We start from the raw sequence: 22,349 nt of genomic DNA, 5'->3' as shown, positions 1-22,349 counted from the left end.
GGATTAAGTTTTTAACATAAAACCAACTTTTGTGTTATTAAGTTAATATCACAAAACCATCAAATAATTCATTCATTTAACACGTCATTACGTTTCAATTAGATCATAGTTTCTAGAATCATCGCAATATCATTTTCAGTGGTATCAGGATTAATAAAACAAAAACGCGAACAGGTTTCATAGGTATCCCCATTTTTCCATTTAGTTGGTGTCACTAATGCGAATCCTTTTTCGTGATTTTCATAAGTCCAATGTGTGTAATCTTCGGGCTGCCAACCTATTCTTCGATAAAGTACGCAAGACAGACTTGGCTCTCGCACCAATTCTAAATTGGGATGCGCTTCTATAAGTCGTCCTGCAATTTGTGCTAATTCTAAACCACGCTCAACCGCTTCTTTATAACGGTCTGTACCGTGCGTTGCTAAAGAAAACCACAGCGGTAAACCTCTAACGCGTCTTGTTAATTGAATTTGATAATCGGTTGGATTAAATCCATGTGCACCTTCATCTTTAAAAATTTCGAGATACGAGCCTTGTTGCGAATGGGCATTTTTTGCCAATTCCATGTTTTTATAAATCACAGCTCCACAATCGTAAGGCGAAAACATCCATTTATGTGGATCTATAGTAATACTATCTGCTTTTTCAATACCATTAAATAAATGACGAACCGAATCAGCAACTAAAGCACCTCCTCCATAAGCAGCATCAACATGAAACCATAGATTTTCATCTTCACATACTTTTGAAACACTTTCTAAATCATCAATAATTCCTGCATTGGTTGTTCCTCCTGTAGCTACAACTGCAAACAAACATTTGCGTTGATGTGCTGTTAAAGTAGCAATAGCTTCCTTTAGAGCCTCGCCTGTTAAATGCTCTTCAGAATCGACCATCACAATATCTACATCAGCGACTTTTGCCATGGCTTTTACAGATGAGTGCGCTCCAATAGACGTAATAATTAATCCTTTTTCGCGCTGATATTCTGGGTTTTCTCTCCAATGTTCTCTTGCTGTAACAATGGCTGATAAGTTAGCTGCTGTACCTCCACTTGTAAATACCCCAAATGCTCCTTCTGGTAAACCTGTTAAGGACACCATCCATTTCATCGCTTCATTTTCGCAAAATATACCTCCTGCACCTTCCATCCAATAGGCTCCGTGAATGCTCGATGCCGACGTTATTAAATCGAACATAATGGCTGCTTTGGTTGGTGACGCTGGTACAAACGCTAAATTACGAGGATGATCTACAGGCACATTTGCAGTTGCTAAATGCTCTTTCCATAAGTTAAAAGCATACTCTCCGCCGACTCCTTTTTCGGTTATAGTTTCACCTACAGCTGCTTTTAATTCTTCAGATTTTCTTGGTTTTCCGATTTTATGTTCTGTTGCTGAAACTCGTCCTATGACATATTTCATAACATCTAAGGTCATTTCAACAAGTTCAATATCAATTTTATGCATGAATTATTCTAAATTAAGAATTAAAAACTCACCTTTTAAAGGTTCTAAGGCTTTTAGTATTTCAGGAATTAGCTGATCACCATATTCTAAATACAATTCTGAAAAATTAGTATTTCGTTCTTGTAAACTTTGACCAGGAAACAATTGCTCTTGTAGCTCTGTACAACGTTCTATTTGATCTGCTAATTTGCGTTTCTGAGCTAATAACAATCGCTTTTCTAATTGTTTTAATCCTTTTATTTGCTTGACTTCTTGCGATTTTACAGCACCAACAAAAGATTTATCGGTTTGGTCTGCTAAATCATAAAGGCCTTTAAATTGTGATTCTAAATGTTGAATTTGCTCTGAAAAATCAATATCTATATTCGAAATTTTTCGAACTTTTTTATTGATAAATGAATGCCTATCTAAAAATAAATCTTTGTTTGAAATATTTAAATTTTCAAGTTTTTCTGCTTGTTTTTTAGATGTCACCAAAGCTGAATTTCTTAATAACAACATCGGGAATGTCACATTCTGAGCTTCAAAATTAGATTTTAATTGTAACCAATAAATCATTTCTCCACCTCCACCGATGTAACAGAGATTTGGCAAAATCACTTCTTGATATAATGGACGCATGATAACATTGGGAGAGAATCGCTCCGGCATCTCATCGAGGTGTTCTAGCAGCTCACTCTCGCTCCATGTAATATCAGTATCGAGTACTGAATAAACCCCTTCACTTTCTATAATACGTTCACGTACACCTTCTTTAATATAAAAGAGGTTGATTTCTCTAGGGTTTACCTGAATCTTTAATTCTAAATCTTCTAACTTCTTATTAGTTTCAGAAACGGTTTTAAATGCCGTTTGCTCTAACATTTCTTTTTGCATCTGCAGAATAAACAAACGTTTCAGTTCGCTATCATCGGCATCTAAAATTACTAAACCGTGTTCTCCAAATAACTGGTTTGCCAAATAACGAGTCGCATCCGCTAAATTATTATGATTGAGATACGCTTCCTTAAACCATGTTTTTAATTGTTCTGCGTTTTTTCCTGCTCCAAATTCTAAAGAAATCACTTCAAATACTTCATCTAAACCTTTAGTATCAAAATGACCAACTGCTCCGGTTTGTTTAGAATTCCATTGTATTTTTTTACCTCTAAAATTGAAATAATTTATTTCTTCAAAATCATGATCCTCCGAAGCCATCCAATAGATTGGCACAAAATTGTATTTTGGATAGGTTTCTTTTAACTGCTTGGTTAAATTTATGGTTGAAATAATTTTATATAAGAAATAAAGTGGCCCTGTAAATAAATTCAACTGGTGACCTGTAGTAATTGTAAACGTATTTTTAGAAGCTAAGCTTTGGATATTCTCCGCAGTGGCACCTGAGGTTTCAATATCTTTATATTGCGAGGTTAAAGTGTTTACTAACACCTGTCGATTCTCGGCAAAGTGATCATCAATATTTGATTGCTTCTCTTCTATCTGAGCTTCAAAATTTTCTAACAACGGAAAACGATTATAAAAGTCGTTTAATTCCGGTTTTTGGTCTAAATAATTACAGATAAAGTCGGAGAAATAATTAGTTTCTCTAAATGGGATATAATCGGTTGGCATACAAATCTCAAATTATGGCATAAATATAAGGCTCTTCAGTATTTTAATTCCTAATTTTTAGTTAATTCACTTATGCTACGTATATTTACTAGCATCAAAATAAAACCAACTTCAATGCAAAAATTAGTTACTTCTCTTCTTATTATTTTCTGTTTTCAACTTTCATTAACTGCTCAAACCATTTCATCTCCAAGTGACTTTTTAGGCTATGAAATTGGCACACAATTTAGTCGAAATCATCAAGTTATCGATTACTTTAAAACGGTGCAAAAGCAAATTCCTAACCAAGTAAAACTAGAAACCTACGGTAAAACAAACGAACGAAGAGGGTTATATTTAGCCTATATTTCTAGCGAAGAAAACATTAAAAATCTTGAAACAATTCGAGAAAATAATTTAAAAAACATTGGATTATTAGAAGGAGAGTCTTCTGCAGATGACATTGCCATTGTGTGGTTAAGTTATAACGTTCATGGTAACGAAGCATCAAGCTCAGAAGCATCAATGCTCACCTTATTTAAATTGCTAACCGAAAAACAAGAGTGGCTTAAAAATACGATTGTAATTATTGATCCTTCCATGAATCCGGATGGTCGTGATCGTTACATCAATTGGTATAATGAAACGGCAAGTCAACCTTATGATATAGACAGACAAGCCAGCGAGCACAATGAACCTTGGCCAGGAGGACGACCAAATCATTATCTTTTTGATTTAAACAGAGACTGGGTTTGGGCATCACAAGTAGAAACACAACAACGTTTAGAAGTCTATAATAAGTGGATGCCTCATGTACATGTCGATTTTCATGAACAAGGCATTAACGAACCGTATTATTTTGCACCTGCCGCAGAACCATTTCATGAAGTGATCACCGATTGGCAACGTGATTTTCAAACTGAAATTGGAAAAAATCACGCTAAATATTTTGATGCTGAAGGTTGGTTGTTTTTTACCAGAGAACGTTTCGATTTGTTTTATCCGAGTTATGGTGATACCTACCCCACTTTTATGGGAGCTATGGGAATGACTTACGAGCAAGGCGGACATGGTATGGCAGGATTAGGGATCTTTAATGATGAAGGCCACGTTTTAACTTTAGTGGAGCGCTTAACGCATCATACAACCTCTGGACTTTCAACGGTTGAAATGGCTTCAAAAAATGCGAAACAACTAAATACTGAGTTTGCTAAATTCTTTGACAATTCCAACTTAAAATATAAAAGTTACGTTTTAAAAGGGAATGAAGATAAATTGAATAGCTTAAAAACACTTTTAAACAAACACCATATCACATTCGAAAATGCCACAACATCTAAAGTTTCGGGCATGAATTATGCTACCGGAAAACAAGGTTCTCTAAACATTGACAGTAAGGCTTTAGTTGTACACGCCAACCAGCCCAAAGGTAAAATGGTAAAAGCCTTATTTGAACCAAATGCTAAACTTTCGGATTCCTTAACTTACGATATCACGGCTTGGTCATTACCTTATGCCTATGGATTAGAAGCGATGGCGAGTACTACCAAAATTCCGAGTGAAACACTTTTAAGTAAAAAAGCATTGCAAAAATTAACCGATGCTTACGGCTATGTTAGTAAATGGAATTCTATGGACGATGCTCAGTTTTTAGCAGCGCTATTGAAACATAATTTCAAAGTCCGTTTTACAGAAAAACCATTCACATCAAACAACAATAAATTTGAACGTGGTTCATTAATCATTACTAAAGGCGACAATAAACACATTAAAAATTTCCTAGAAACCTTAAATACGATTGCTCAAGAACAGGCACAACACTTAACGCAAATTAATTCAGGGTTTTCACAAACAACACCAGATATTGGCTCACCAGATATTAAACTAGTAAACAAGCAAAAGGTTGCTGTACTTTCTGGAGAGGGTACATCGTCTTTAAGTTATGGTGAAGTTTGGCATTTCTTTGAGCAGCAATTGCACTACCCTTTAACGTCTATTAATACAGATGATTTTGGAAGCATAAATTTAGACAAGTACAATGTCTTAATTCTTCCGAATGGTAATTACAGAAACGTATTTACGGAAGACAATATGACTAAACTTAAAGACTGGGTACGTGCTGGAGGTAAAGTGATTGCTATTGATGGCGCACTGCGAAGCTTTGCTGGTAAAGATGGTTTTAGCCTCAATTATAAAAAACAAGAAGATGACGTTGAAAAGAAAGACAACCTAACCGCTTACGCAGATCGCGAACGAGAATACAGTAACAACTTAATTACGGGAGCTATTTTTAATGCAAAAGTAGATCATACACATCCTATGGCTTTTGGCTATGACGACAATTACTTCACCTTAAAATTAGGTAGTACGGCATACAGTTTATTAGATAGTGGTTACAATGTAGCTTACTTAAATAACACCAAAGTTTATTCTGGTTTTGCAGGACAAAATGCATTGAAAAGTTTAGACCAAACCTTAGTATTTGGTGAAGAACATATGGGCAATGGTAGTTTTATTTACATGGTAGATAATACACTTTTTAGAAGTTTCTGGGAAAATGGAAAACTGTTTTTAGTGAACTCTATTTTTATGGTGAATAATAATGCATACGAATTATAGTTTTAAATACAATTAATGAAAACGTTAAAAGAACAAACTGACGCTAAGATTGCTGCTGGAAGAAAAGCAAAACCTGACTTTATGAAAGGAGTTGATGAAGCCATTGATAAAGCAAAAGCTTTCGAACAAGGATCTAATGCTCTTAAAATAGGAGAAATAGCAGTAGATTTTAAATTACCAAATCCACAAGGAGAATTAATTTCATTATCTAATTTACTAGAAAAGGGGCCAGTAATTGTTACATTTTATCGCGGTAGTTGGTGTCCTTACTGCAATTTACAACTAAGAGCTTTACAAGCTAAACTAGACGACATCCATAAATTAGGAGCGACGTTGGTTGCTATTAGTCCAGAAGTGCCAGATGACTCCCTAACAGCAAACGAAATAAATAACATGGAATTTACAGTGTTGTCTGATCAAGATGCAAAAGTTGCTTCACAATATGGTGTGGCTTGGGAAGTTCCTGAATTTTTATTGGATCACATGCGCGTAGATAGACAACTCGATCTTAAAAAAATCAATAATGGCAATGCTAGTGTTTTACCAATTCCGGCTACGTTTATTATAGGAATTGATGGTAGAGTAATATGGAACTATGTCAATGTGGACTACAGAACACGCTCTGAACCAGATGACATTATTGAAGTGCTTAAAAATCTGAGTTAATAAACGAATGCTATAATTCATAGTACTATTTATAAATTATCATTAGTGTTAAAAAGTCAGATGCAGTATTCAAAAGACAGAAAAACTATTATATCAATTTCAAAAATTTTCAAATCGCATTCAACCTGTTATAACATAAATCATCATCACTCAAATACATAATTATGAAACACATCAAATCAATACTTTTAGCCTTTTTAGTGCTTTTTACAATAACGTCTTGTAAAGAAAACGACACCAAAGAAACGACTCCAGAATTTAAAGTCGAGTACGAAAAATTCACTTTAGACAATGGCTTACAAGTCATTCTTCACGTTGATAAATCAGACCCAGTAGCAGCTGTAGCATTAACAGCACATGTAGGATCAGCACGTGAAAAAACAGGCAGAACTGGTTTTGCACATTTATTTGAGCATCTTTTATTCTTAGAATCTGAAAACTTAGGCAAAGGTGGTTTAGACCAAATGAGTGCTCGTATTGGAGGTTCTGGCGCTAATGGTTCTACAAGTCAAGATCGTACCAATTACTTTCAAACCGTACCAAAAGATGCTTTAGAAAAAATGATTTGGGCAGAAGCCGATAAACTGGGTTATTTTATAAATACAGTTACAGAACCCGTTTTGGCTAAAGAAAAACAAGTGGTTAAAAACGAAAAACGTCAGCGTGTAGACAACCAACCTTATGGTTTTAATTCTAGTGTAATAAATAGTAATCTATACCCTGAAGGCCATCCATATAGTTGGGAGGTTATTGGATCCTTAGAAGATTTACAAAACGCAACATTAGACGATGTAAAAGAGTTTTACAAACGTTGGTATGTACCGAATAATGTGACCTTAACCATTGCTGGAGATATTGATGTAGCGCAAACGAAAGAATGGGTTAAAAAGTATTTTGATGAAATTCCACGAGGAGAAGATATTCCTAAAATGAAAAAGCAACCAGTGACACTAAAAACGTCTAAACGCTTATTTTATGAAGACAATTTTGCACGTGCACCGCGATTAACAATGACGTGGCCAACCGTTTATGAATATCATCCAGACACATATGCACTAAGCGTATTATCGCAATACTTAACTGAAGGTAAAAAAGCACCATTATATAAAGTTTTAGTTGAAAACCAACAGTTAACAAGTAATGTCGGCATGTATCAAAGTTCTTCTGAGATAGCCGGACAATTAATGTTAAGGGTTACAGCATTCGATCAAACCAACTTAAATACGGTTGCTAGTGCTATTAATGAAGGTTTAAGAGATTTTGAAATGAATGGGATTTCTGAAACGGATTTAAATCGTATAAAAGCCGGACAGGAAACGTCATTCTACAAAGGATTATCTAGTGTTTTAGGCAAAGGGTTTCAATTAGCACAATATGAAATTTTTGCAGGTGATCCTGGTTTTATCAATCAAGATGTGCAACACATTTTAGCCGTCACTCCAGAAGATGTGATGCGTGTTTACAACACATACATTAAGGATCAGAATTTTATTGCTACGAGCTTTGTTCCAAAAGGACAAATGAACTTAGTTTTAGATAATTCTCAGCAGGCCGTTGTAGAAGAAGAGCAAATAGTTGAAGGTGCTGAAGATACTTTTGATGCAAGCCTAGCCGCAGAATACGAAAAAACGCCAAGCAGTTTTGATAGATCTGTAGAACCAGAATATGGAAAAAGTCCAGATTTAGTAATTCCTAAAGTATGGAAGCACAACTTAGATTCTGGAATCAAAGTTTTTGGTATTGAAAATAACGAAGTGCCATTAGTAGAATTTGAATTGGAAATAAAAGGGGGCTTACTATTAGAACAAACCGATAAAGTTGGAGTGTCTAACCTGATGGCCAATTTAATGAGTAAAGGCACAAAAAACAAAACACCAGAAGCTTTAGAAAATGCCATTGAAAGTCTAGGCGCTCAAATTTACAGCTATGCCACAGATAATAGTGTCACTATTTCTGGAACGACCTTAGCAAAACATTTTGATGCGACTATGGCTTTAGTGACTGAAATTCTTTTAGAACCACGTTGGGATGAAGAAGAATTCAACTTATTAAAACAAAGTACGATTAGTGGAATTCAACGCCAAAAGGCAAATCCAAATAGTATTGCTGCTAATGCATTTGCAAAGCAATTATATGGCGAAAACAACATTTTAGCGTATAACAATAATGGTACAGAAGCATCCGTAAATGCGATTACGATTTCTGATTTACAAAATTTCTACTCGACTAAATTAACTCCGAAACTCACGAATGTACACGTTGTAGGTTCAATTTCAGAAAACGATGTTATCGCAGCTTTAGAAACTATTAATACAACTTGGGAATCTAAAGATGTTGTGATCCCAGAATTACCACAAGCTATAACACCAGAAACATCTAAAGTATTTTTCTATGATGTACCTGGTGCCAAACAATCGGTTATCGCCTTTGGCTATCCGTCTTTAAAAGCTACTGATACGGATTACTATGCTGCGTCTGTAATGAATTACCGTTTAGGAGGTGGAAGTTTTGCGTCTCAATTAACACAAGAATTACGCGAATCTAAAGGCTACACTTATGGTATAAGCTCTGGATTTGATGGTGACGCTAATACAGGAGAATTTTCAATTAATAGTTCTATTCGTACTAACGTGACTTATGAATCTGCCGCTTTGATTAAAGAGATTTTAGAAAATTACGGCACCAATTATAGTGAGGCTGATTTAGAAATCACAAAAGGGTTTTCCTTAAAAAGTAGCGCTCGTGCGTTTGAAACTTTAGGTTCTAAATTAAATATGCTGAGTAATATTAGTAATTATGGTTATGCAGACGATTATGCCAAACAACGCCAATCTATTGTAAAAGATTTAAGTGTTGACGACATTAAAGCACTGGTTGAAAAGTACATAAACCCAAACCAAATGATTTATGTGATTGTTGGTGATGCCGAAACGCAATTAAGTAAATTAAACGGATTAGGATTTGGTGATGCAGTGTTGTTGAATTAAAGTAGTAACGTTTATATTTTAAGGTATTGGAAATTCAAACATTCAATACCTTTTAGTATTACAAAAAAGAATAAACCATGAAACTAGGAGCCTTTTCAATTAGTCTAGCCGTTAAAGATATTAAAGCTTCAAAAGCTTTTTATGAAACCTTAGGATTTTCTGTTTTTGGTGGTGATTTAGAACAGAACTATCTTATTATGAAAAACGAATCAACACTTGTGGGTTTGTTTCAAGGTATGTTTGAAAATAATATGCTCACTTTTAATCCTGGTTGGGATCAAGATGCTAAAACCCTCAATAACTTTGATGATATACGAGATATTCAAAAACATTTAAAAAGCAACAACATTAAATTAGAGAACGAAGCTGATGAAGCGAGTTCAGGACCTGCAAGTTTTGTAGTTTTAGATCCTGATGGTAATGCTATTTTAATAGATCAACATATATAGAAAACAATAAACTTTATAATTATAAAACACATGGTTCAGCTCTAGCCTACTCAAGAGAATACTGACGACAAATTAAGGTCAATAATAATTTTCAACCGACTTATTTTTGAATCGAAAAAAGTATTATTTTTAATTAAGCATACACTTAATTTAAAACGATATGATTCACCCAAAAACAGAATTAAAATTTATAAACAAAGAGATTGGCTACGGAGTTGTTGCTACTGAGTTTATTCCTGCCGGAACCATTACTTGGGTCTTAGACCAATTAGATCGGGACTTTAGTCCAGAAGCATTTAATGCTATGGATCCCATCTACAAGACTATCTTAGATACGTATTCTTATAGGAACAATAAGGGCAACTTTGTGCTGTGTTGGGATAATGGACGATTCGTTAACCATAGTTTTAATTCTAATTGTTTTACAACCGCCTATGATTTTGAAATTGCTATACGAGACATTCATCCAGGCGAACAATTAACAGACGATTATGGGTATTTAAATATTACAGAACCCTTTGAAGGTGTTGATGAAGGCACAGAGAGAAGAGTTGTTTACCCAGATGATTTATTGAACTTCCATAAAATTTGGGATCAACAAATTTTGAACGTTTTTGGTAAAATACCTTTTAACGAGCAACCGTTACGCGTTTTAATTAAAGATGATTTATGGAATAAGATTGAACGTATAGCTTCTGGAAAAGAAGAAATGGATTCCATCTTAAACAATTATTATATTGAGAAGACATAGATTCATCAGATTTAGTTTCGTTAAGTCTTACCATCTATCACTTAAAAATTCACTCAATTTCTTTAATTAAAGACTCATGCATAAAACCTTGTAAAGTATCATTAACCTGTACATGAAACCATCGTTGCGTTTTTCCTAAAATTTCAAGTTGCGTATTTGCTTCTAAATCTTGAAGTTTTTTCGACTTAACACTGGCACCAGCTCTTAGCTCATTTTTCCGAAGACGCGTTTCTCCTTTTAAAAGCATCGGTATAATTACTATTTCAATAGGATTAGTTTGTTTTACAAAAGGCAAAGGATCTACAGCCCCTCCACTTGTATAAATTCCAAAATGTAAGTGCGGACTGGTGGTTTTAGCATTTCCGGTGTTACCAACAAAACCTAAGGTGTCTCCCGTCTTAACACGATTGCCTTCAGACACAGCAATACGATCTAAATGCGCATAGTATAACGACTGGCCAAAGAGTCCATCGCGCAACCACACTTGTTTACCGCCCAAACCACGATTTCCAGTGTTTGAAATAAAACCATTAGTTGCAGCTACAACTGGTGTTCCTCGTTTAGCAAAAATATCGATGCCTTGATGTGAGCGACTACCACTACTTCGCGACGCACCCCAAAAACTTTGAATCGCTTTATTATCTTTTCCACTAACGGGAAACGCTAAAGTCGGTTCCGCAAATAGTATTATTCCAAAGTTGCTGCTAAATTTAAGATTCGGAAGAATTACTATTTTATATTTTCCAGTTCTAGTCACATCAAATTCTAAACGATTTGCTTCAGGTTCATTAGAATGCAGTACTTTTTCAGATATTACCGAATCATTTTCAAACATAAACACATCAATCGCCAATTGTAAACTATCCGTATGTGATTCTATTTTAAAACGCTCACCACGTTGTAAGTTTAAAGTATAAGCTAATACTTTAAAGTCTAAAGTGTCCGATTTTGAATTTAAGACAATAGGTAATTCCAACTGAAGATTGTTTCGTTTGGCATTTCGGTACGCCATTTTATAACGCTGAAATATGCTATCGTTGTTTTTAAAATCACGTTCAAAAATAGTTCTTGCGGAAGGTTTTGTAATAGAATCCGAAACATGCTGCACTTGCTTACAAGAGACTAAAATCAGTGCTATAAATGTGGTAATAAGTTTCGATTTCATACCTCATAATAATCATAAATTATACCACAAACTGTTATAGAAAGATTAAAGTATAAGTGCTTAGCAAGCATGTTAACTGAAGGTTAAGAATCGATTTGAGTCTATTCGTATTTCAAATGAGTTAAAAAAATATAGGGAATACTTTACTTTTGAACAAACCGAAAACAAACGTTATGAAACTACAAACTACATTTATAATACTTCTTATAATGGTCTCTTTACAATCTTGTAAAACGGAAAGAGAAAAGAAAATGAAAGTATCTGAAGATGAAAAAGAAATGATATCTCAAGAGCCGGCAGATACGGTGCAAACAGCTATAGGAGAATTAATTCTACCAAAACCTTACGCAACAGAGTCGGTAAGAAAACAAAATAGCATGGCAGATTGGCCAGAAGGTAAAATGCCAGTCGCTCCAGAAGGATTTACGGTTACTAAATTAGCAGATGGATTTAAAAACCCACGATGGACGTATATAGCACCCAATGGAGATTTGTTTGTTTGTGAAGCCAACACCAAGAATAGTGCAGGTCTTATTACAATTCTTAGAGATAAAGACAACGATGGTACAATTGAACTTAGAGACACTTTTCTTGAAGACCTAAAACAACCCTTAGGCATGTTAATTATTGGTGATTATTTTTATGTCGCAAATACGGACGGACTTTATAAATATCCATACAAGGAAGGGCAAACAGCTCTTAAACCATCTGAAGGCAAAAAAATAGTAACGCTTCCTGCTGGTGGTTATAATAACCATTGGACACGGAATATTATTACCAATAAAGCACAAGATAAAATTTATATTTCGGTAGGTTCGGCAAGTAATGTCGGAGAATACGGAATGGAAGAAGAAATCCGTCGTGCTAATATTATAGAAGTTGATTTAAATGGGGCGAATGAAAAAATTTACGCTAGCGGTCTTAGAAATCCTGTAGGAATGGATTGGAATCCGGTAAACGGAGAACTATGGACAGCAGTAAATGAGCGTGATAAGCTTGGTGATAATCTTGTACCTGACTATGTTACAAGCGTTAAGGAAGGAGGCTTTTACGGCTGGCCTTATTCTTATTTTGGAAATATTGAAGACCCACGCTTAGAAGGTGAAGCACCAGATCTTGTCGCAAAATCAATTATACCAGATGTGTCTGTAGGACCTCATACCGCGTCATTAGGACTCACCTTTTACGATGAAGGCAATTTCCCTTCTAAATATAAGAATGGATTATTTGTTGGGCAACATGGGTCTTGGAACCGTTCAGTACTTTCAGGGTATCGTGTTGTTTTTATACCATTTGAAAATGGTAAACCTACTGGGAAACCTCAAGATTTTCTAACAGGATTTATAGCTGAAGATAGTGAGACTGATGTATACGGACGACCAGTTTGTGTAGCTGTTACTCCATCTGGTGACCTATTGGTTAATGATGATTCTGGGAATACCATTTGGAAAGTAAGTTATAAGAATTAATATTATAGTTTTATAAATACCAATCCTCACAACAGTATACATGAAGTTTACACCTTTTAAAACCTTGGCGGTTATGATTATAACCGCCTTTATTATGCCTTTAAACGCTCAAAACAGCCAAGGTAAAGTTCAAGATGCGCTGGGTACACCACTATCAGATGTGTCTGTTTTTATAGAAAATGAGCTGATTTCTAAAACCGATGCTCAAGGTATATTTACCCTTTCACAAACGCTTGAATTGCCAATAACCATAAAATTAAAACATCCCAATTATTATATAAGAACGGTTCGGTATTCTAAAGATAACAGTGTATTCGAGCTTACAGCATTAGAAACCAGTTTAGATCTTGAAGAAGTCCTCATCTCTTCAACCTATCAAAAAGAAAGTCAGGTTATTATTCCTACAGCAAAAATTTCGTCAGAGAAATTTGAGGAATTCAGTCCGATAGATTTAACTTCGGCTATTAACGAAACACCTGGAGTTTATATTCAAAGTGGCGCCATAAATACCAATAGAATAGTTATTCGCGGTGTCGGATCGCGAACACTTTATGGTACCAACAAAATTCGTGCTTATTTTAACGGCATACCGATAACAAACGGTATAGGAGAAACGGCTATTGATGCTTTTGACCCTGAAGATATTGGTAATTTGGAAATTGTAAAAGGCCCTAAAGCCTCTCAATATGGTACAAATTTAGGAGGTACCTTATTACTCAATTCTAAACAAGCTTTAGAAGGTGAAACTTATTTTAAAAGCAATCTTACTGTTGGAAGTTACGGTTTGATAAAAAACAATATTTCTGTTGCTACTACCAATGATAAATTAGCTCTAAATCTTAATTATGATCATTTAAAATCAGATGGATTTCGCGAAAACAGTAATTATAATAGAAAAGCACTTTTATTAACGTCTAACTATACTTTTGACGCTAAAAATGACATTGGACTTTTAATAAATTACACAGATTATTTTGCTCAAATACCAAGTTCTATAAGCAAAACTGCCTTTAATGAAGACCCTTCGCAAGCAGCTTTTACATGGAATGCTGCACAAGGTTTTGAAGATAACAAGCAGGTCTTAATTGGACTTAATTACACACATCGCTTTACTAATAATTTTAGTAATACCACATCCATTTTCTATAGTTATCTCGATCATTATGAACCACGTCCTTTTAATATTTTAGATGAATATACGAATGGTTATGGTGCCAGAACACTTTTCGCAAAAGATTTTAAATTCTTAAACCATAAAGCAAATCTTAGTTTTGGTGCCGAAATTTATAGCGATCAGTACAACTGGAAAACCATTGAAAATCTTTATGACAGCAATGCGAATAATGGAAGTTTAGAAGGCCAATTACTCAGTGATAATATAGAGAATAGAAACACTCTGAATGCATTTGCAACGGTAACGCTGCCTATTACCGAAAAACTAAAAGCGCAATTGGGTGTGAATTTCAACACGACCAATTATAAGTTTAAAGATGACTTTAATACTGGTGAGAATAATAAAAATGCAGATCGTGATTTTGACCCTATACTTGCTCCAAATTTAAACGTTTTATATCAATTTACACCAAATACAACTATTTATGTAAACGTCAGCCGTGGGTTCAATTACCCTTCTATAGAAGAAACATTAACACCAGAAGGAGTGATCAATCCTGACTTAGGACCAGAAACTGGTTTTAATTACGAAATTGGAAGTGAACTGTTTTTATTAGATAGAAAATTAAAATTTCAGCTTTCAGCTTACCTACTCGATATTGACAATTTATTGGTGGCTGACCGTGTTGGAGATGATCAATATATTGGTCGTAATGCAGGTAAAACAGAACATAAAGGTATTGAGTTGTCTGCCTCTTATACACAAAAATTTAGTAATGGATTTTTACTTTCCCCCTATATAAATGCCGAAATTACAGACCATCGCTTTATAGATTTCGTTGATGACCAAACTGATTATTCAGACCATCAATTAACAGGTGTTCCTAAGGTGAAAATAAATGGAGGTCTTCAGTTAGGCTTTAAAAATTTTAACTTAAACACTAATTTTATCCATATTGGAGATATGCCATTAAACGATGCTAACACTTTATCTTCGGATGCATATACCGTTTTCAACACCAAATTATCTTACAAGAATTCAATTACGAAAGACTTCGATATTGAAATTAATATAGGTGTTAATAATTTTACAGATAAACAGTATGCTTCATCCGTATTAATTAATGCCGTTGGATTTGGCAATTCAGAACCACGTTATTATTATCCTGGAATGCCGAGAAATTGGTTTAGTGGCATTAAGATTGCATACTCTATTTGACCTATAAGCATGGAATAAAACACAATTAATACAAAATCACATCATGAAAAAGAATTTAATAATAGGATTGACACTTTTATTCGTCTTTCAAATTACAAAGGCACAAACAGATAGTTTACAATGGTTAGATATTGAATTGGCAAATTACAACTATCCATATGCTGTCTCTAAGTTAGAGTTGACCATACAAGAGCAAGAATTAAAAATGGTGTATATGGATGTAAAACCTGATAATTATAACGGAAAAAACATAGTGTTGCTTCATGGAAAAAATTTTAATGGTGCCTATTGGAAAACGACTATCCAAGCGCTAACTAAAGAAGGGTTTCGTGTTATTGTACCAGATCAAGTTGGGTTCGGAAAATCGTCTAAACCAGAGCATTTTCATTATACGTTTCAGCAACTCGCACAAAACACCAAAACCCTTCTCGATACTTTAAATATTAAGAAAACTGCCATTTTGGGACATTCCATGGGTGGCATGCTCGCCACACGTTTTGCTTTAATGTATCCAGGAACTGTTGAAAAATTCATTTTAGAAAATCCCATAGGGCTGGAGGATTGGAAACTAAAAGTGCCTTACAAACCTGTAGAATGGTGGTATAAAAATGAATTAAAAAAATCTTATGAAGGCATTAAAAAATACCAATTAGAAAATTATTACGACAATAAATGGAAGCCTGAATACGACCAATGGGTAAACCTATTAGCTGGCTGGACATTAAATTCAGATTATAAAACCATAGCATGGAATGCAGCGTTAACCTACGACATGATTTTTACACAGCCTGTTGTTTACGAATTTGAAAATATTACTGCACCAACACTTTTAATTATTGGTACTAGAGACAGAACAGCTTTGGGTAAAGGACTTGTTTCTGAAGATTTAAAAAAGACCATGGGATTATATGATGTATTAGGAAAACAAACCCAGAAGAAAATTCCTAATGCAAAATTGGTAGAAATAGAAAACGTTGGACATTTACCTCACATAGAAAAGTTTGAAAGTTTTATAGAACCATTAATTGATTTTTTAAAACAATAACATTTTTCTAAATTGAATAAGGAAAATTGTCTCGGAAGAATAATACACATCAAAATTCTATTATGACAGTCTTCCTCTTAAAGAAAACATCTACAATTAATACTATATTGAAGTATGAAAAATATAATTTTAAATAATGGAAATACAATGCCGATTGTAGGCTTTGGAACCTTTAAAGCTAAAGAGCAAGAAGGAATTGAATCTGTTAAACATGCCCTTTTAAACGGTTATAGATTAATAGACACCGCTGCCGCTTATAACAATGAAGAAGCCGTAGGAAAAGGCATTAAAGCGAGTGGAGTTCCAAGAGAAGAAATTTTGGTGACAACCAAATTATGGCGAGACAACTTAGGTTATGACATGGCTAAAGAAGAATTTGAAAAATCCCTTAAAAAATTGGGATTAGATTATATAGACTTATATCTCATTCATTGGCCTGCAAATGCCAAAAATTATGATAATTGGCAAAAAGCCAATGCTGATGCTTGGAGAGCTATGGAAGAATTACAAGCCGAGGGCAAAATAAAATCTATAGGTGTAAGTAATTTTTTTGAAGAACACCTTGAAGCCTTGTTTAAAACAGCTAAAGTAAAACCAGCTGTTAATCAAATAGAATTTCATCCTGGTTACTGGCAACGCGACTTAGTTGACTATTGTAAAAAGCAAAACATTGCAGTTGAATCTTGGTCGCCATTAGCAAGAGGAAAAGTTTTTGAAAATGAACGCTTAAAAGAAATCGCAAAAACGCATTATACGTCGGTTGCAAAGGTTTGCCTTCGCTGGATCATCCAACATGATGTAATTGTAATTCCTAAATCAATTACAAAAGAGCGCATTGAAGAGAATATAAACCTATTTGATTTTGAGTTATCTTATGACGAAATGAATCAAATAAATGAACTATCTGAATTTGGATTTAGTGGAGAGCACCCAAATGCTTGGCCAGACAGAATCTAATTTCTAATTACAAGCCTTTTAAAAGCGAAAACACTGCTAGAAACAGCGCTTGCATTTTACAAATGATGGTACAAGCTACATCACTAGAACTTGTACCATCATAAAAAACTTAGAGCACTATTATAGTAGTGCATAAAAATAGTTATGATTAAATCACTTCACCATAAAGATCAAAATCTTCTGCTTCGGTAACTTTAATTGTTGCAAACTCACCTGTCTTTAAATACGTTTTAGTAGCATCAATGCGCACTTCATTATCAACATCTGGTGAATCATATTCTGTACGTCCTACAAAATAATTCCCTTCTTTTCGGTCAATAACGACTCTAAATTCCTGTCCTATTTTGGCTTGATTTAATTCCCAAGAGATTTGAGATTGAATTTCCATAATCTCGTTAACACGTTCCATTTTCACCTCTTCCGGAACATCATCTTCTAAATTATAGGCGTGTGTATTTTCTTCATGAGAATAGGTAAAACATCCTAAACGTTCAAAACGCATTTCTGAAACCCATTTTTTAAGTTCTTGAAAATGTGCTTCTGTTTCTCCAGGATACCCAACAATAAGTGTTGTTCTAATCGTCATTTCAGGAACAATGGCTCTAAAATCATGAATCAATTTAGTCGTCTTTGCTTTGGTCGTTCCACGACGCATAGATTTTAATAAGTCATCAGAAATATGCTGTAACGGAATATCTAAATAATTACAAATTTTAGGTTCGCGCTTCATAATGTCTAAAACATCCATCGGGAAACCTGTTGGAAATGCATAGTGCAAGCGAATCCACTCGATACCTTCAACCTTTACTAGGTTTTCTAATAACTCAGCTAGGTTTCGTTTTTTATAAATATCTAAACCGTAATACGTTAAATCTTGTGCAATAAGAATCAATTCCTTAACGCCATTAGCTGCTAATTTTTCAGCCTCTGTTACTAAGTTTTCAATCGGTGTACTTTTATGCTTTCCTCGCATAATTGGAATGGCACAAAAACTACACGGTCGGTCACAACCTTCAGCAATTTTAAGATAAGCATAATTCTTTGGGGTTGTTGTTAAACGTTCCCCTATCAATTCATGTTTATAATCTGCACCTAATGCTTTTAATAAGCCAGGTAATTCTGTAGTTCCGAAATACTGATCTACATTTGGAATTTCCTTTTCTAAGTCTGGTTTGTAGCGCTCACTTAAGCAACCTGTAACAAACACTTTATCAACTTCACCATCTTCCTTTTTTTGCATGTACTCCAAAATGGTGTTCACACTTTCTTCTTTAGCATTATTAATAAACCCACAAGTATTTATAACCACAACATTACCTTCTTGCTCATGGACCACGTCCTTTCCGCTTGCTTTAAGTTGCCCCATTAACACTTCACTATCGTAAACATTTTTACTACAACCTAGTGTAATGACGTTGATTCTATTCTTTTTTGTGCTTTTAGTTCTCATGCTTTTTGTAAATCAGTTTGCAAAGATACGGAATGATTTACGATAATCGATTGCTGCTTAACGAGATTAAACTTTTTCCTATTTTTATAGTCTTATTTTTAAATAAAATGATGAAAGCAAGACCTATAGCTATATTAATGTTATGTTTTTTCTTTAATTTTTCGTGTTCTACTAATGATGGTTCTACATCTGAAGAACCAGAACATGAAGCCATTTACTTTCCTCCGATAAATTCTGATACCTGGGAAACAACATCCATTTCCGAATTAAACTGGAATACTAATGAATTACAACCTTTATTAGACTTTCTTGAAGAGAAGCATACCAAAAGTTTTATGATGCTTTACAATGGTAAAATTGTTGAAGAACAGTATTTCAATGGCCATACGAGTTCAACACTTTGGTATTGGGCGAGTGCTGGTAAAACTTTAACCTCTACGGTTGCAGGAATTGCACAAGACGAAGGTCTTATAAATATAAACAACAAAGTCTCTGATTATTTAGGAACTGGTTGGACTAACACTTCATTAGAAAAAGAAAATTTAATTACTTGCAAACATTTATTATCAATGACTTCTGGCTTAGATGACAGCTTAGGTGATGATGTGTCACCTAACAATTTACAATATATCGCTGATGCTGGCACACGTTGGGCATATCATAACGTCTATGTAAAACTACAAAATGTCGTTTCTGAAGCTTCCAATCAAACTTGGAATACTTACTTTAACACTAAACTAAAAGCACCCATAGGTATGAATGGTGGTTGGCTTACTATTAATGGCTTACAAGTTTATGGAAGTCATACAAGAAGCATGGCCAGATTTGGATTATTGGCTTATGCACATGGCAAATGGGAAGACCAGCAGATTGTTAGTGAAAATTATTTTAGGCAGGCAACAACCACCTCTCAATCCATTAATGATGCTTATGGTTATTTATGGTGGCTAAATGGAAAATCATCTTACCATTTACCACAAACTCAGGTTGAATTTCCAGGTCAACTTATTCCAGATGCACCAAATGACATGTATGCTGCTTTAGGAAAAAATGATCAAAAAATATATGTGGTTCCTAGTAAAAAGCTTGTTGTCGTTAGGATGGGACAATCTGCAGACGATGATAATTTTGCACTTTCAAATTTTGATAACGCGCTTTGGTTGAAGATTAACGCATTAATTAATTAGCTATAAGGATTAAAACGCATCATACACTGATAGATCTGCCACTGAAAAATGTAAAACAAAAATAACAATCCAAACGTAGCATAAACATATTTAACATTATACCGTTTAAACCATAAACTTTGAATACCGAAAGCACTCAGTATACCGAAAAATACTAAAATAAAAAACAACGGAAAGGCCGCATAAGCCTTCAATTGTTTTGGAAGCAAAGGACTTTGTGGTGTAATATATACCAACATTAACGACACTGCATGTTTAAAAAACATAAAAGCCGAATACTACAATAGTGAAATTATTGTAATCGGCTTTAAAATTCTATAATTCTTAAAATGTAATGCCATATATATTAAGACATACTTAAGTTTACTATTTCTGGAGTATTCTGGTATGAAAAGAATTTATTTAAAAAACGAATCTACAAACTCATATTTATTAAATACTTGCAAATCTTCAATACCCTCACCTACTCCAATATATTTTACAGGAATTTGAAATTGATCACTAATTCCGATGACAACTCCTCCTTTTGCTGTACCGTCTAATTTGGTCACAGCTAACGATGTTACTTCGGTAGCTGCTGTAAATTGTTTGGCCTGTTCAAAAGCATTTTGACCTGTTGAACCATCTAAAACTAATAATACATCGTGAGGTGCATCACCAACCACTTTTTGCATGACACGTTTTACTTTAGTCAACTCATTCATTAAGTTCACTTTGTTGTGCAAACGACCTGCAGTATCAATAATAATAACATCTGCATTTTGATTGACACCTGACTGTAAGGCATCAAACGCTACAGAAGCAGGATCAGATCCCATTTCTTGTCGTATCATTGGTACATCTACACGATCTGCCCACACTTGTAATTGATCTATAGCTGCGGCTCTAAACGTATCTGCTGCTCCAAGAACAACCTTTAGACCCTTCTTCTTAAACTGATAAGCTAATTTCCCAATTGTTGTTGTTTTACCAACTCCATTCACGCCAACAACCATAAGAACGTATGGTGTTTTAGAACCATCTGCTTGTTTTGGTAATTCAGGAATGGTATATTCGGTTTCTTCGCCAGACTTGGTTTCAGATAATAGCGCTGCTATTTCTTCACGTAGAATCTTATTTAATTCAGAAGTACCTAGGTATTTATCTTTTGCTACCCGTTCTTCAATACGTGTAATCACTTTTAATGTGGTATTAACACCTACATCACTGGTGACTAGGATTTCTTCAAGATTATCTAAAACGTCATCATCGACTTTAGATTTACCGGCAACGGCTTTATTTAATTTATTGAAAAAAGAAGATTTAGATTTCTCTAAGCCTTTATCTAAAGTTTCTTTCTTTTCGGAAGAGAATATTTTTTTAAAAAAACTCATTTTTGTAGTTAGGTTATTAATCGCACTTCGATAAGCTCAGTGTGACAGTATTATTTACAATTATTACATTGCAACAACCTTGCCTATAACAATTTACTGTTAATATGTCAGATGTTTTTCAAATATAAACATAAAAAAACTGCTTTCAAATGAAAGCAGTTCTGTTAATCTCTATATAGATAAAGATTACTTTTTGTTTAAAAAGTCATTGACAAATTCTGGTGCCATTACTGATTCTACGAACATGTATGCTCCAGTTTTTGGTGATTTCACCATTTTTATAGCTTTTGTCAAACGTTTTGATCCTGTCTGTAAAGACGCTACTGATTTCTTTGCCATGGTATCTTATTTTATCTCTTTATGAACAGTCATACGCTTAAGGATAGGATTAAATTTCTTAATCTCCATACGATCTGGCGTGTTCTTCTTATTTTTTGTTGTAATATATCTTGATGTTCCTGGTTGACCAGAAGTTTTGTGCTCTGTGCACTCTAAGATAACTTGTATTCTATTTCCTCTTTTTGCCATTGTAAATTGACTTAAGCGTAAACGCTATTATTTATAAAATCCTTTTGCTTTAGCTTCTTTTAACATCGCTTCGATACCAATTTTATTGATAGTCTTTAATGCTGATGTAGAAACTTTTAATGTTACCCACTTATCTTCTTCAGGAATATAAAAACGTTTTTTGATCAAGTTTGCATCAAACTTGCGTTTCGTTTTATTCATTGCGTGAGAAACATTGTTCCCAACCATCGCTTTCTTCCCAGTAAGTTCACAAACTCTTGACATTGTTTTCTTTCTTTAGGTCTATAATTTATTATTCTGCTAACTCTTATT

The 22,349-nt window shown here is 34.3% G+C and carries 18 protein-coding genes; 10 read left to right on the top strand and 8 right to left on the bottom strand.

The genetic code is table 11. The annotated features are described in order from the left end of the window. Positions 1 to 98 precede the first annotated feature (98 nt). The gene (locus DFQ09_RS10305) at positions 99 to 1,469 is read right to left on the bottom strand and encodes a pyridoxal phosphate-dependent decarboxylase family protein (RefSeq protein WP_115810013.1); all 1,371 of its coding nucleotides are present in this window, start codon (positions 1,467 to 1,469) and stop codon (positions 99 to 101) included. A 3-nt stretch (positions 1,470 to 1,472) separates the two neighbouring features. After that, positions 1,473 to 3,080, bottom strand: a complete 1,608-nt coding sequence (gene bshC / locus DFQ09_RS10300; protein WP_115810011.1) for a bacillithiol biosynthesis cysteine-adding enzyme BshC — start codon at positions 3,078 to 3,080, stop codon at positions 1,473 to 1,475. Between the two features lie 114 nt (positions 3,081 to 3,194). Here bshC and DFQ09_RS10295 point away from each other — a divergent pair, with 114 nt between their 5' ends. The 5 genes from DFQ09_RS10295 (at position 3,195) to DFQ09_RS10275 (ending at position 10,531) form a co-directional block, all read left to right on the top strand. Further along, entirely contained in the window at positions 3,195 to 5,678 is a 2,484-nt protein-coding gene (locus tag DFQ09_RS10295; RefSeq protein WP_115810009.1) for a M14 family metallopeptidase, read from the top strand. 15 nt (positions 5,679 to 5,693) lie between these two features. After that, a complete protein-coding gene (locus tag DFQ09_RS10290; RefSeq protein WP_115810007.1) occupies positions 5,694 to 6,344 on the top strand; it encodes a peroxiredoxin-like family protein in 651 nt (216 codons plus the stop codon). Positions 6,345 to 6,508: 164 nt separating this feature from the next. Continuing rightward, positions 6,509 to 9,331 carry a M16 family metallopeptidase gene (locus DFQ09_RS10285; RefSeq protein WP_115810005.1) on the top strand — a complete coding sequence of 941 codons (2,823 nt, stop codon included), beginning with the start codon at positions 6,509 to 6,511 and terminating at the stop codon, positions 9,329 to 9,331. 77 nt (positions 9,332 to 9,408) lie between these two features. Then, positions 9,409 to 9,780, top strand: a complete 372-nt coding sequence (locus DFQ09_RS10280; RefSeq protein WP_115810003.1) for a VOC family protein — start codon at positions 9,409 to 9,411, stop codon at positions 9,778 to 9,780. Positions 9,781 to 9,940: 160 nt separating this feature from the next. Next, positions 9,941 to 10,531, top strand: a complete 591-nt coding sequence (locus DFQ09_RS10275) for an SET domain-containing protein (protein WP_115810001.1) — start codon at positions 9,941 to 9,943, stop codon at positions 10,529 to 10,531. A 49-nt stretch (positions 10,532 to 10,580) separates the two neighbouring features. Here DFQ09_RS10275 and DFQ09_RS10270 read toward each other — a convergent pair whose 3' ends face one another. Continuing rightward, a complete protein-coding gene (locus DFQ09_RS10270; RefSeq protein ID WP_115809999.1) occupies positions 10,581 to 11,696 on the bottom strand; it encodes a peptidoglycan DD-metalloendopeptidase family protein in 1,116 nt (371 codons plus the stop codon). Between the two features lie 173 nt (positions 11,697 to 11,869). Between DFQ09_RS10270 and DFQ09_RS10265 the strand changes: the two genes are divergently transcribed. From DFQ09_RS10265 to DFQ09_RS10250, 4 genes are all read left to right on the top strand, one after another. Continuing rightward, positions 11,870 to 13,165 (top strand): PQQ-dependent sugar dehydrogenase, encoded by a 1,296-nt coding sequence (locus DFQ09_RS10265; RefSeq protein ID WP_115809997.1) that lies wholly within the window; start codon positions 11,870 to 11,872, stop codon positions 13,163 to 13,165. A gap of 73 nt (positions 13,166 to 13,238) precedes the next feature. After that, the gene (locus DFQ09_RS10260; protein WP_245940345.1) at positions 13,239 to 15,497 is read left to right on the top strand and encodes a TonB-dependent receptor family protein; all 2,259 of its coding nucleotides are present in this window, start codon (positions 13,239 to 13,241) and stop codon (positions 15,495 to 15,497) included. 43 nt (positions 15,498 to 15,540) lie between these two features. After that, positions 15,541 to 16,542, top strand: a complete 1,002-nt coding sequence (locus DFQ09_RS10255) for an alpha/beta fold hydrolase (RefSeq protein WP_115809993.1) — start codon at positions 15,541 to 15,543, stop codon at positions 16,540 to 16,542. 114 nt (positions 16,543 to 16,656) lie between these two features. Then, positions 16,657 to 17,499: an aldo/keto reductase gene (locus DFQ09_RS10250; protein WP_115809991.1), complete on the top strand. Its 843-nt coding sequence runs from the start codon at positions 16,657 to 16,659 to the stop codon at positions 17,497 to 17,499. A gap of 148 nt (positions 17,500 to 17,647) precedes the next feature. On the opposite strand, the gene rimO is transcribed toward DFQ09_RS10250, so the two are convergent. Then, positions 17,648 to 18,949: a 30S ribosomal protein S12 methylthiotransferase RimO gene (gene rimO / locus DFQ09_RS10245; protein WP_115809989.1), complete on the bottom strand. Its 1,302-nt coding sequence runs from the start codon at positions 18,947 to 18,949 to the stop codon at positions 17,648 to 17,650. A gap of 110 nt (positions 18,950 to 19,059) precedes the next feature. On the opposite strand from rimO, the gene DFQ09_RS10240 reads away from it, so the two are divergent. Further along, the gene (locus DFQ09_RS10240; protein WP_115810361.1) at positions 19,060 to 20,136 is read left to right on the top strand and encodes a serine hydrolase domain-containing protein; all 1,077 of its coding nucleotides are present in this window, start codon (positions 19,060 to 19,062) and stop codon (positions 20,134 to 20,136) included. 398 nt (positions 20,137 to 20,534) lie between these two features. On the opposite strand, the gene ftsY is transcribed toward DFQ09_RS10240, so the two are convergent. From ftsY to rpmB, 4 genes are all read right to left on the bottom strand, one after another. Then, positions 20,535 to 21,509, bottom strand: coding sequence for a signal recognition particle-docking protein FtsY (gene ftsY / locus DFQ09_RS10230; RefSeq protein WP_115809985.1), 975 nt, complete (start codon positions 21,507 to 21,509; stop codon positions 20,535 to 20,537). Between the two features lie 186 nt (positions 21,510 to 21,695). Next, on the bottom strand, positions 21,696 to 21,848 hold the full coding sequence (locus tag DFQ09_RS10225) for a DUF4295 domain-containing protein (RefSeq protein WP_008271041.1): 153 nt from the start codon (positions 21,846 to 21,848) through the stop codon (positions 21,696 to 21,698). Between the two features lie 6 nt (positions 21,849 to 21,854). Beyond that, complete coding sequence (rpmG, locus tag DFQ09_RS10220) at positions 21,855 to 22,037, bottom strand: 50S ribosomal protein L33 (RefSeq protein WP_020896723.1); 183 nt, start codon at positions 22,035 to 22,037, stop codon at positions 21,855 to 21,857. Positions 22,038 to 22,064: 27 nt separating this feature from the next. Further along, entirely contained in the window at positions 22,065 to 22,301 is a 237-nt protein-coding gene (rpmB, locus tag DFQ09_RS10215) for a 50S ribosomal protein L28 (RefSeq protein WP_040757375.1), read from the bottom strand. Positions 22,302 to 22,349: the final 48 nt, after the last annotated feature.

Source organism: Winogradskyella pacifica (assembly GCF_003386275.1).
GTDB classification, from domain to species: Bacteria; Bacteroidota; Bacteroidia; order Flavobacteriales; family Flavobacteriaceae; genus Winogradskyella; species Winogradskyella pacifica.
The sequence above is the reverse complement of the archived record's forward strand: the minus strand, read 5'-3'. Positions and strand labels throughout refer to the sequence as shown.